At 71.8% G+C, this 10385-nt stretch carries 16 protein-coding genes; 13 read left to right on the forward strand and 3 right to left on the reverse strand.

The features are described from left to right. The 10 genes from JWN97_RS03280 to JWN97_RS03325 all read left to right on the forward strand — a co-directional run. Positions 1–656 (forward strand): 2-oxo acid dehydrogenase subunit E2 (locus tag JWN97_RS03280; RefSeq protein ID WP_297618176.1); only part of this gene is annotated, 656 nt, incomplete at its 5' end. Positions 657–740: 84 nt separating this feature from the next. Beyond that, complete coding sequence (locus tag JWN97_RS03285) at positions 741–1727, forward strand: sugar-binding domain-containing protein (RefSeq protein ID WP_297618179.1); 987 nt, start codon at positions 741–743, stop codon at positions 1725–1727. Then, positions 1724–2122 (forward strand): transcriptional regulator GutM, encoded by a 399-nt coding sequence (locus JWN97_RS03290; protein WP_297618183.1) that lies wholly within the window; start codon positions 1724–1726, stop codon positions 2120–2122. Before JWN97_RS03285 ends, JWN97_RS03290 begins: the two co-directional genes overlap by 4 nt. 147 nt (positions 2123–2269) lie before the next feature. After that, positions 2270–2899, forward strand: coding sequence for a PTS glucitol/sorbitol transporter subunit IIC (locus JWN97_RS03295; protein ID WP_297618194.1), 630 nt, complete (start codon positions 2270–2272; stop codon positions 2897–2899). Beyond that, positions 2896–3483, forward strand: a complete 588-nt coding sequence (locus tag JWN97_RS03300; RefSeq protein ID WP_297618197.1) for a protein-N(pi)-phosphohistidine--sugar phosphotransferase — start codon at positions 2896–2898, stop codon at positions 3481–3483. Before JWN97_RS03295 ends, JWN97_RS03300 begins: the two co-directional genes overlap by 4 nt. A gap of 67 nt (positions 3484–3550) precedes the next feature. Then, positions 3551–3922, forward strand: a complete 372-nt coding sequence (locus JWN97_RS03305) for a hypothetical protein (RefSeq protein WP_297618200.1) — start codon at positions 3551–3553, stop codon at positions 3920–3922. Next, positions 3919–4320 (forward strand): PTS glucitol/sorbitol transporter subunit IIA, encoded by a 402-nt coding sequence (locus tag JWN97_RS03310; protein ID WP_297618203.1) that lies wholly within the window; start codon positions 3919–3921, stop codon positions 4318–4320. The genes JWN97_RS03305 and JWN97_RS03310 overlap by 4 nt, the downstream gene beginning before the upstream one ends. 1 nt (position 4321) lies before the next feature. Continuing rightward, positions 4322–5650 (forward strand): oxidoreductase, encoded by a 1329-nt coding sequence (locus tag JWN97_RS03315; RefSeq protein ID WP_297618207.1) that lies wholly within the window; start codon positions 4322–4324, stop codon positions 5648–5650. 52 nt (positions 5651–5702) lie between these two features. Beyond that, on the forward strand, positions 5703–6491 hold the full coding sequence (locus JWN97_RS03320; RefSeq protein WP_297618210.1) for an IspD/TarI family cytidylyltransferase: 789 nt from the start codon (positions 5703–5705) through the stop codon (positions 6489–6491). A gap of 61 nt (positions 6492–6552) precedes the next feature. Further along, complete coding sequence (locus JWN97_RS03325; protein WP_297618213.1) at positions 6553–6861, forward strand: hypothetical protein; 309 nt, start codon at positions 6553–6555, stop codon at positions 6859–6861. Here the strand turns inward: JWN97_RS03325 and JWN97_RS03330 are convergent. The 3 genes from JWN97_RS03330 to JWN97_RS03340 form a co-directional block, all read right to left on the reverse strand. Further along, complete coding sequence (locus tag JWN97_RS03330; protein WP_297618216.1) at positions 6830–7561, reverse strand: 2-C-methyl-D-erythritol 4-phosphate cytidylyltransferase; 732 nt, start codon at positions 7559–7561, stop codon at positions 6830–6832. The two genes, JWN97_RS03325 and JWN97_RS03330, sit on opposite strands and share 32 nt — an antisense overlap. Further along, on the reverse strand, positions 7558–8097 hold the full coding sequence (locus JWN97_RS03335; protein WP_297618219.1) for a hypothetical protein: 540 nt from the start codon (positions 8095–8097) through the stop codon (positions 7558–7560). The genes JWN97_RS03330 and JWN97_RS03335 overlap by 4 nt, the downstream gene beginning before the upstream one ends. A gap of 76 nt (positions 8098–8173) precedes the next feature. Next, complete coding sequence (locus JWN97_RS03340; protein WP_209952620.1) at positions 8174–8659, reverse strand: CarD family transcriptional regulator; 486 nt, start codon at positions 8657–8659, stop codon at positions 8174–8176. 157 nt (positions 8660–8816) lie between these two features. Between JWN97_RS03340 and JWN97_RS03345 the strand changes: the two genes are divergently transcribed. The 3 genes from JWN97_RS03345 to JWN97_RS03355 all read left to right on the forward strand — a co-directional run. Beyond that, a complete protein-coding gene (locus JWN97_RS03345) occupies positions 8817–9515 on the forward strand; it encodes a hypothetical protein (RefSeq protein WP_297618226.1) in 699 nt (232 codons plus the stop codon). Positions 9516–9536: 21 nt separating this feature from the next. Beyond that, entirely contained in the window at positions 9537–10010 is a 474-nt protein-coding gene (locus JWN97_RS03350) for a hypothetical protein (protein WP_297618229.1), read from the forward strand. Then, positions 10007–10385: 2,3-bisphosphoglycerate-dependent phosphoglycerate mutase (locus JWN97_RS03355; protein WP_297618232.1), on the forward strand; the 379-nt coding region annotated here is incomplete at its 3' end. The genes JWN97_RS03350 and JWN97_RS03355, both read left to right, overlap by 4 nt.

Below are 10385 nucleotides of genomic sequence, written 5' to 3' on the forward strand. Positions count from 1 at the left end.
CCGTACGAGCACCGGCACCGCCCAAGGACCGCGCGGCCAAGATCCGCGCGGCGGTCGCCCGCAAGATGACCGAGAGCGCGGCCGTGCCGCAGTTCACCGTGTGGCGCGACGTGGCCCTGGACCACGCCGACCAAGGCCGCGACGGTGTCTCGTGGACCACCGTGCTGCTGCAGGCCTACGCCGCCGCGCTGCGCGAGGTGCCCGAGCTGCTGCACCGCTGGGACGCGGAGACGACCACGGCGGTCCCGAGCGGTCCGCCCGCGGTGGCGCTCGCCGTGGCCACGTCCGGTGGGTTGATGGTCCCGGTGTTCGTCGAGCCCGACGCGCGCGACCCGCACGAGCTCGACGCCGAGCTCAAGGCGGTCGTCGCGGCCGCCCACGCCGGGCGGCTGGACCCGTCCTACCTCGGCATCGCCAACGGCTCGCTGTCCAACCTCGGCGGGCTGGGCGTGGACCGCTTCCAGGCCCTCGTCACGCCGCCGCAGGCGAGCGTGCTCGCCCTCGGCGCCGTCGCCCCCCGGCCGGTGGCGGTCCCCGGTGGCGTCGGCCTGGCACTGTCGGTGACCGCGGGCCTCACCGTCGACCACCGGGTCGGGGACGGCGCCCACGCGGCGTCCCTGCTCCGGGCGTTCGTCGCGCGGCTCGGCGCGTCCTGACCGTCGGACAGGACCCTTGACGTGACCCACATCACATGCTCTGATATGCGAACAAATGTGATGACTCTACGCACAGAGGTGATTATGCCCAACCCGCGCGATCCTTCGATGCTGCTGGCGGCCGCCCGGCTGTACTACCAGCAGGGTCGCTCGCAGGCGGAGGTCGCGGAGGCACTGGGCACCAGCCGGAGCAACGTCTCGCGGATGCTGAGCGAGGCGTTGCGGCAGTCGATCGTGGAGATCCGGATCAACGACCCGGAGGGCCGCGTCCACGAGCTCGAGGACGAGCTGCGCACGACGTTCGGCCTCAGCGAGGTGCGGGTCGCCCACACCCGCAACGTGCCGGGCCTGCGGGTGGAGGACGCGGTCGGCTCCCAGGCCGCCCGCCTCCTGCTCGACGAGCTCAAGGACTCGATGACGGTGGCACTGTCGTGGGGCCACGCGTTGCAGGCGATGGTCTACGCCACCACGGCCGAGCACGAGTTCCACCGGCTCACGCTGGTCCAGCTGGTCGGCGGCCTGTCCTCGATCAGCAACGAGATCAGCGGCCAGGAGCTCGTGCGCGAGCTGGCCCTGCGCCTCGGCGCGGAGTACCGCTTCCTCCACGCACCCGCCACGCTCGAGAGCGTCACCTCGCGAGACGCCCTCCTGGCCGAGCCGTCGATCGGCGCCGCGCTCAACGACGCCAACCGCGCCGACATCGCGTTCATCGGCATCGGCACCCCCGCGCACGGCTCGTCGGCCGCCATCCTCGACTCGCTCAACCTCACCCAGGCCGAGCAGGACGAGTTCTGGGCCCACGAGCCCGCCGGCGACGTCGCCGCCCGCTACTACACCGCCCAGGGCACCCCCATCCGCGGCGTGGTCGACGACCGGGTCCTCGGCATCAGCCTCGAGGGGCTGCTCGAGATCCCCAACGTCGTCGGCGTGGCCTCCGGCCGGGCCAAGGCACCCGGCGTCCTCGGTGCGCTCCGCGGCCGCATCATCGACTCCCTCGTCTGCGACGAGGCCCTCGCCCGCAGCGTGCTCAGCGCCGCGGGATCCAGCACGACCGAAGGGACCCACCCATGAGCCCAGGATTCGTCATCATCGCGGCCCTCGTGGCCGGGTGGCTGGTGCAGATCTTCTTCACCTACCGCCAGTCGATGGCCTTCAACGACGACGTACGCAGGCTGCGGGCGTCCGGCGCGGTGAGTGTCGGCGTCGGGGGCAACCGCTACAAGGGCCGCCGCTCGTTCGTGGGCATCGCGGTCGACGAGGCAGGGGTGGTCCGCGACGCGATCACCCTGAGCGGCCTCACCACCTTCGCCCGGGCCCGCCCCCTTCCCGGACTGTTCGACGTCAAGGTCTCCGTGCTGCGAGGCGACCGCGACATCCCCCACCTCTCGTCGTCGCAGCGCGTGGCCGCCCGCCAGGCGGTCGAGCTGTACGACGCAGCACGCACGACGGTTCGGGCCACCGTGTAAGCAGCAACACCGCTGGCCGGCCCCGGGGTGGAGCCCGGGACCGGACAGCGGGTCCAGACATCGAGCGGACCGCTTCCGCCGGTGAGAACGATGCCGGGCAAGCATCACGACCAGGCTCGACAGAGAGCCGACTCGACAGGAGCAATCATGCCATTCACCTCCATGCTGGCCGCGGGGATCCCCCTGGCCGCCGACACCCCCACGGTGGAACCGCCGACCGGCGTCTTCGGCGCCCTCGCCGACGCCGCCGACTGGTTCATCGGCCTCTTCGAGGCCGGAGGCGCCACCTTCGTGGGCCTCGTGACGGGCATCATCCCCACGCTCATCGTCCTGCTGACGTTCGTCAACGCGCTGATCCGGATGATCGGCCCGGAACGCATCGACAAGCTCGGGGAGTACGCCGCCCGCCCGGGCCTCCAGTACTACCCGGTGCGCTACCTCGTGCTCCCGGTGCTGGCGGTCTTCTTCCTGACCAACCCGATGGCGTACACGATGGGCCGCTTCCTCCCCGAGAAGTACAAGCCCGCGTTCTACGACTCCGCGGTGAGCTTCGTGCACCCGATCACCGGGATCTTCCCGCACGCCAACCCCGGTGAGCTGTTCGTCTACCTCGGCATCGCGGCCGGCATCACGACGCTGGGCCTCAACACCAGCGACCTGGCCGTGCGCTACCTGCTGGTCGGCCTGGTCGTGATCATGATCCGCGGCGTCCTCACCGAGATCATCACCACGCGCATGCTGTCGCGCCGCGCCAACCGGGCGGAGGTGTCGGCATGAGCACCACGACCAAGACCCCCTCCGGAGGCAGCGGGATGGACGGCCTGAACAAGGTGCTCGTCACCATCGGCACCAAGGTGGGCGGCGTCGTCGGCGTCCTCTACCAGGCCGGCCGCGACACCATCGACACCGTCATCCGCAACATCCTGCCGTTCATGGCCTTCATCGCGGTCCTCATCGGCATCATCACCGAGACGGGCCTCGGCGACGCCCTGGCCCACCTCATCGAGCCCCTCGCCGGGAGCCTCGTCGGGCTGCTCGCGATCAGCGTGTTCTGCGCCCTGCCGGTGCTCTCGCCGGTGCTCGGCCCCGGCGCCGTCATCGCACAGGTCGTCGGGGTGCTCCTGGGCACCCGGATCGGCGAGGGCGACATCCCGCCCCAGTACGCCCTTCCCGCGCTGTTCGCGATCGACCCGCAGGTCGGCTGCGACTTCATCCCCGTCGGGCTCGCCCTGGGTGAGGCCGAGACGGAGACCGTCGAGGTCGGCGTCCCTGCCGTCCTCATCTCGCGGCTCATCACCGGACCCCTGTCCGTGGTGATCGCCTACTTCGCGAGCTTCGGCCTGTACACGAGCAGCAACTGAGTCAACGCTGGACCGGTCGGCGCTCACCGTGCCGGCCGGTCCGGCCCTCGAACCCCAAGGAGAAGTCATGAGCGAGTACAAGTCCGTCGTCGTCAGCAAGGGTCGTGGCGGTTGGGGCGGTCCTCTGACCATCACCCCGACCGACGACCGCCCGCTGGTGGCCTCCATCACCGGCGGAGGGATCCACCCCGTGGCCCAGCGGATCGCCGACCTCACCGGCGGCGAGGTCATCGACGGCTTCAAGTCGTCGGCGCCCTTCGACAAGATCGCGGTCGCCGTCATCGACTGCGGCGGCACCGCCCGCGTGGGCGTCTACCCGATGAAGAAGGTCCTCACCGTCGACGTGCACGCCACGAGCCCCGCCGGGCCCCTGGCGCAGTTCATCACCGAGCAGCTCTTCGTGTCCGGCGTGAAGCCCGAGGACGTGACGGAGACGTGAGCGCGGGATCGACCACCGTCTACGAGTCCACGGTGACCGCGGTCGGCAGCCAGGTCACGGCGTTCCTCGAGCACGGCATCCTCATCTTCTTCGGCGACGAGGCGCCCGCGGAGCTGCACGACATCTCCGTGCTGCACCGGGCCACGGTCGCGGACGACGGCCCCCGTCCCGGCGACACCGTCCACCTCGGCGAGGCCACCCTCGAGGTGCTCGCCGTCGGCGACGTCGTACGCGACAACCTCCTCAACCTGGGCCACCTCGACCTCAAGGCCGACGGTCTCACCGAGGCCAAGCTCCCCGGCGACGTCTGCGTGCCTCGGGGGGAGATCGCGCTCCTCGCGACCGGCGACTCCTTCCGCATCACGCGCCCCGCCGCAACAGACACCGGACAGGACTGACATGAGCTACAGAGACAGGCTCCAGCAGAGGCTGGACGAGACGGGGCGCCCGCTGCGGGTCGGCCTCGTCGGCGCCGGGCAGATGGGCCGCGGCTTCGCCGCCCAGCTGCTCCGGATGCCGGGCATCACGCTGTCCGCCGTGCTGGACGTCCAGCACGACCGCGCCGTGGAGGCGCTGACCCAGGCCGGCATCACCCCCACCGAGGCCGACGACACGGCCGCGGCCGTGCGCGTGATCGAGGACGGCGGCAGCATCGCGCTGACCAGCGTCGACCGGCTCGCCGGGCTCCCCCTCGACGTCGTCGTGGAGGCCACGGGCGTGCCCGACGTGGCCGTCGCGGTCGCCGTCCAGGCGCTCGCGGCCGGGATCAGCGTCGCCACGCTCACCGTGGAGGCGGACGTCACCGTCGGCCGCTACCTCAAGCAGCTGGCCGGGCAGTCCGAGGCGATCTACTCCGTGTGCCGCGGCGACGAGCCCGTGGAGACCAAGATCCTGGTGGACTACGCCCGCGACCTCAACTTCGAGGTCATCTGCGCCGGCAAGGGCAAGAACAACCCGCTCGACCCCTATGCCACGCCCGAGTCGCTCGCGGAGCGGGCGACGCAGAAGCAGATGAACCCCAAGATGCTCACCAGCTTCGTCGACGGCTCGAAGGCCATGATCGAGATGGCCTCGCTGGCCAACACGACCGGGCTGGGCGTGAGCAAGCGCGGCATGCACGGCCCGCCCTCCACCGTCGAGACCCTGCACGAGACCTTCGCGCTGGTGAAGGACGGCGGCATCATCGAGGAGGCGGGCGTCGTCGACTACTGCACCGGCCCGGTGGCGCCCGGCGTCTTCGTGGTCATCCGCACCGACGACCCCTACGTCCACCACGAGATGACCTACCTCCAGATGGGCGACGGGCCCTACTTCGCCCTCTACCGCCCCTACCACCTCGCCAGCATCGAGGCACCGCTCACGGTCTACGAGATGGTCCTCGACAAGCGCCCGAGCCTGCAGTCCGACCACTGGACGGCAGAGGTGGGCGCCCAGGCCAAGCGGGCGCTGAAGGCGGGCGAGCGGATCGACGGCATCGGCGGCATGACCGTCCGCGGCCTCATCGACCCCGCCGCGGACTTCGCTCGCGACGGACTGGTGCCCCTCGGGGTGCTCGCCGGGGCGACGCTCAAGCACGACGTCCCGGTCGACCACACCCTCACCTATGACGACGTCCAGCTCGACGAGTCGTCCCTCATCGTGCGGATGCGCCGCATCCAGGACTCGATGGACCAGGACCCGGCGGCGGTCCCCGACCTCGCCGGCCTGGTGTCGCTGATCGCCGGGTGACCGCACGGGACGGGCGGGGAGGCAGTGGTGGGCCGGGCGCTAGGCTCGCGCGGTGCCACTCCCCCCGTCCGCCCGCGCCGCGGTCGTGATGCTCGCCGCCGGAGAGGGGCGTCGCAGTGGCCACCACACCAACAAGGTCCTGCTCCCGCTCGCCGGGCGCCGCGTGTTCACCTGGTCGATCCGGTCGGCGCGCCAGCTGGCCGCCGTCACGCGGACCGTCCTGGTGATCCGCGAGGAGGACCGGGACGCCGTGATGGCGACCATCGACCGTGAGGTCGGCCCGCCCGACGTCACCGTCGTCGTCGGCGGGGACAGCCGGCACAGCTCGGAGTGGCAGGCGCTGCAGGCCCTGGCCCCGGCCATCGAGGCCGGCGAGATCGACGTCGTGGTGATCCACGACGCGGCGCGACCCCTGGCCGTGACCACGATGTTCGCCTCCGTGATCGAGGCGGCGGTCGAGCACGGCGGGGCCATCCCGGTCCGCGACCAGGGCCACCTCACCGCCCTCGACGACGGCGAGCACCCGCCCGAGCGCGTGGTGGCCGTGCAGACCCCGCAGGCGTTCCGCGCCGCCCCCCTGCTCGAGGCCTACCGGCTCGCGGAGGCCGACGGGTTCGTCGGCACGGACACCGCCAGCTGCATGGAGCGCTACACCGACGTGCCGGTCTTGTGCGTGGACGGCGATGCGGGCAACATCAAGATCACGTTCCCCGAGGACCTGTTCCTCGCCGAACGCCTGCTCGCCAAGGCCGACTGGGACCTCTCCGGGCGGCAGCGCCACCGACGGGAGTCTGCGATGTCGCACTTGCGGGACCTCCTCCCCCACGGCGAGCGACCATGAACACCTCACGACGCTCCTCTCCTCCGCTGCGCTCCCCCGAACAACGCCGCGGGGCCCCCGCATGAGCGTCGAGGAGGCCGAGTTGCGCTGCGAGGTCTGCCAGGAGCTCACCGACCACGAGCTGCACTACACCGGCCGGCTCCTCGACTCCGTGCGCTGCACCCGGTGCGGCACGCACGTGGAGCTGTCGTCGCGCGCCCTGATCCCGGCGTACGCCCTCGACCTCGAGCAGCGGCTCGTCAGCAAGCCGCGGCGGATGATGCGGCGGATCGCCCGCGACCCCGCGGGCTACCTGCGGCAGCTGCCGCGGGCCGTACTGCGCCAGCCGAGGAAGTTCCTCAGGGAGTTCCGGGGGCTGCTGCGTCGTTAGTGGCGACGGCCACCGCGCGCTCGGCCGGCTGCTCGCGGCGTACGCTCCGCGACAGCTCGTCGACGCACTCGAGCAGGTTGACCGACGAGGCGTCGTCGACCCTGCGGGCCAGCGACGGAGCGCGGACCAGCTCGACCTCGCCCCGGGCGCGCAGCCAGTGCGCGAGCCGGGCGAAGTCGTGGATCGGCGGCGGGTCGTCGTCGGCCAGGGCCGTGGTGAGCACCCGGTGCGCCACCACCCCCGGCGACACCAGCGCGGCGAGGCCCTCGCGGTCGATCGTGCCCTGGATGCGCGCGTCCACGACGGTCTTGACGGTGTCGGTGACGGGCCGGTAGGCCAGCAGCGACAGGTCGGGGCGGGCGTCCGCCTCGCGGCGCACGCTGCGGATGAAGTCGACCGACGCCAGCGGGCAGAGGGCGTCGTGGACGAGGAGCCCGGCGCCGACGTCGCACGAGCGGAGGCTCTCCCACCAGTCGTCGCCGGCGCGGACGTCCGCCACCAGGCCGGCGTGGCGGAGCTCCGTCGCGACGCGCTCGCGGTCGGCGTCGTCGACCACGACCAGGACGCGGTGCCCGCCCGCCGCCGCCAGCGCCTTGAGGGCGTGGAGGTAGAGGGGGACCTTGTGCAGCGCGACGTAGGGCAGCCGGCCGCGTCCGGCGAGGGCAAGCACCGCGGGCAGGGCGTCCGGGAGGCGCGTCATGCCGGCTCGGGGGAGGTCTCGGGGGACGTCTCGGGGGACGTGAGGAGCTCGAGGGCGGCCACGTCGGCGGACGACGTCACGCGGGCCGCTGCCGCAGGGGCGAGCCGGCGCTCGAGGGCGAACCCGGCGTCGAGCGCACGGACCAGCTCGGCGAAGTCGGTCGAGGGCAGCCCGGTCAGCTCGGCGACGACGGCCCCCGGCAGCACGACGGGCGACAGGACGGCTCCGGAGCCGTCGACCCCCACGACGACCGCGCCCGACTCCACCGAGCGGGCCACGCAGTCGGAGATGAAGGCCGCCGGCGTCATCGGGCACAGGGAGTCGTGCACGACGAACGGCCCGCCGCTGTCGACCAGGCCCGCCCACTGGGTGCCGAGGTCGACGGCGGTGACGCGTGCGTCGCCGAGGGCCCAGGCGGCACACGCCACCAGCGACTCACCGTGGATGAGCTCGTAGGGCAGCGAGCCGCGACCCTCGTCCACGATCGTGCCGAGGGCAGGCGCTGCGTCGTCGTCGACGTCGTACGGGCTGCTCATCGCGGGCCACGCTATCCGTAGACGCCGACGACCCCCGGCACGGGACGTGTGCCGGGGGTCGTCGTGGTGCGGTGGATCAGGAGGCGAGGACCTCGTCGAGGATCGCCTCGGCCTTGTCCTCGTTGGTCTTCTCGGCCAGGGCCAGCTCGGAGACGAGGATCTGGCGCGCCTTGGCCAGCATCCGCTTCTCGCCGGCCGAGAGGCCACGGTCACGCTCGCGGCGCCAGAGGTCGCGCACGACTTCGGACACCTTCATCACGTCACCGGAGTGCAGCTTCTCGAGATTGGCCTTGTAGCGACGAGACCAGTTGGTCGGCTCCTCGACGTGGGCAGCCCGCAGCACGTCGAAGACGCGGTCGAGGCCTTCCTTGTCGACGACGTCGCGAACACCTACGAGATCGAGGTTGCAGGCCGGCACGCGGACGACCAGGTCCTGCTGGGCGACAATCCGGAGGACGAGGTACTGCCGGTCCTCCCCCTTGATCGTCCGCATCTCGATGTCCTCGATGACTGCGGCCCCGTGATTGGGATAGACGACCGTTTCGCCGACGGTGAAAGTCATATGTTTAGTTCCCCTTCCTAGGTGACCATTCTAACACGGGTTCGAATCTCCTCCTGACGCGTTTGTGCAGGTCAGAGGGCACATGCGGGCTTGACAGATCGCGGGTCGTTGTGGTGGCGGCGAACGGCGCGGACACCCCCTGCTACATACTTCGGCCATGTCGACGACCCCGGCGCTGCTCCTCGTCCGCGCTGCGCACCCGCGCCAGGCCGTCGCGACGGCCGCCGTCCTCGGCGCCGCCGCCGCCGTGTCCGGACGCCCCCTGCGCGAGGTCGCGCTGGTGGCCGGGACGGTGCTGGTGGGCCAGTCGATCCTGGGCTGGGCCGACGACCTCGCCGACCGGCCGCGCGACCGGTGGCACCGCCCGGAGAAGCCGCTCGCCGGGGACGCGCTGGACCCGGGGACGGTCTGGTTCACGCTGACCTGCGCCGTGCTGCTCGTCGTACCCCTCGCGATCTCGCACGGCCGGCGGGCCGGCCTGGCCTACCTCGCACTGCTGGCCGTCGCGGCGATCGGCGACCGGTTCCTCCATGCCCGGGTGCTCTCGTTCGTGCCGTGGATGGCCAGCTTCGCCCTCTACCCGGCCTTCCTCGCCTACGGCGGCTGGAACGGCGTCGGCACGGAGACGCCGCCGACGGTGGCCCTCACGGCTCTGGCGGCGGTGCTCGGGCTGGGGATCCACGTGCTGCTCGCCCTGCCCGGCCTCGTGCACGACCACGAGGAGGGCGAACGGTCCCTTCCGCTCGTGCTGGCGCTGCGCACGGGGACCCCCCGGCTGCTGCTCCTCGCGGGGACGTCCACCGGCCTCGTCGCGGTCGCCATCCTCATCACGGGGCGCGCCGTCGGACTGACCTGAACCGACGCTAGGCTGTGGGCCATGCAGCTCCGACCCCTCGCGACCGCCGCTGCGGTTCTCGCTCTCGCCGCTTCGCTGGCCTCCTGCGGCTTCGACTACGCCACGGACCGTGACTACGCCGTCACCAGCGGCGCCACGAACCGCGACGGGGACGTCGACGTCCTCTCCGCCGTCGTGGTGTCGGCGGCCGAAGGGTCGGGCACCTTCGTCGCCTCGCTCTCCAACAACCTCACCGACGAGCCCCAGACCTTCACCGGCGTCTCCGGTGCCGAGGGCGCCACGATCACGGCCGCCGAGTTCGACCCGATCGAGATCCCCGCCGGCGGCCTCGTCAACCTGGCCGACCCGCCCGCAGGCATCGTGCTCACGGGCGACTTCGGGCCCGGCAGCGTCGTCCCGCTCACGCTCGACTTCGGCGACGGCGAACGGGTCTCGCTCAACGTCCCGGTCGTCGCCGACGACACCGGCTACTGGGAAGGCATGGACGCCTCGTGACCCACACCCTCGTCCTGCTCCGCCACGGCGAGAGCGAGTGGAACGCCAAGAACCTCTTCACCGGCTGGGTCGACGTCGACCTGACGGAGAAGGGTCGTGCCGAGGCCGTCAGGGGAGGCGAGCTGCTCGTCGGCGCCGACCTGCTCCCGGACATCGTGCACACCTCGCTCCTGCGGCGTACCATCACCACCGCGCACCTGTCCCTCGACGCCGCCGACCGCCACTGGATCCCCGTGAAGCGGTCGTGGCGGCTCAATGAGCGCCACTACGGTGCGCTCCAGGGCAAGGACAAGAAGGCGACGATGGAGGAGTTCGGCGAGGAGCAGTTCATGCTCTGGCGCCGGAGCTACGACACGCCGCCGCCGCCGATCGAGG

Origin of the sequence: Nocardioides sp. (assembly GCF_025965415.1) — a bacterium.
GTDB lineage: Bacteria > Actinomycetota > Actinomycetes > Propionibacteriales > Nocardioidaceae > Nocardioides.

Coding starts and splice junctions, on each gene's coding strand:
- JWN97_RS03285 (WP_297618179.1), top strand. CDS start 741: ATGCCCAACCCGCGCGATCCTTCGATGCTGCTGGCGGCCGCCCGGCTG.
- JWN97_RS03290 (WP_297618183.1), top strand. CDS start 1,724: ATGAGCCCAGGATTCGTCATCATCGCGGCCCTCGTGGCCGGGTGGCTG.
- JWN97_RS03295 (WP_297618194.1), top strand. CDS start 2,270: ATGCCATTCACCTCCATGCTGGCCGCGGGGATCCCCCTGGCCGCCGAC.
- JWN97_RS03300 (WP_297618197.1), top strand. CDS start 2,896: ATGAGCACCACGACCAAGACCCCCTCCGGAGGCAGCGGGATGGACGGC.
- JWN97_RS03305 (WP_297618200.1), top strand. CDS start 3,551: ATGAGCGAGTACAAGTCCGTCGTCGTCAGCAAGGGTCGTGGCGGTTGG.
- JWN97_RS03315 (WP_297618207.1), top strand. CDS start 4,322: ATGAGCTACAGAGACAGGCTCCAGCAGAGGCTGGACGAGACGGGGCGC.
- JWN97_RS03325 (WP_297618213.1), top strand. CDS start 6,553: ATGAGCGTCGAGGAGGCCGAGTTGCGCTGCGAGGTCTGCCAGGAGCTC.
- JWN97_RS03330 (WP_297618216.1), bottom strand. CDS start 7,561: ATGACGCGCCTCCCGGACGCCCTGCCCGCGGTGCTTGCCCTCGCCGGA.
- JWN97_RS03335 (WP_297618219.1), bottom strand. CDS start 8,097: ATGAGCAGCCCGTACGACGTCGACGACGACGCAGCGCCTGCCCTCGGC.
- JWN97_RS03340 (WP_209952620.1), bottom strand. CDS start 8,659: ATGACTTTCACCGTCGGCGAAACGGTCGTCTATCCCAATCACGGGGCC.
- JWN97_RS03345 (WP_297618226.1), top strand. CDS start 8,817: ATGTCGACGACCCCGGCGCTGCTCCTCGTCCGCGCTGCGCACCCGCGC.
- JWN97_RS03350 (WP_297618229.1), top strand. CDS start 9,537: ATGCAGCTCCGACCCCTCGCGACCGCCGCTGCGGTTCTCGCTCTCGCC.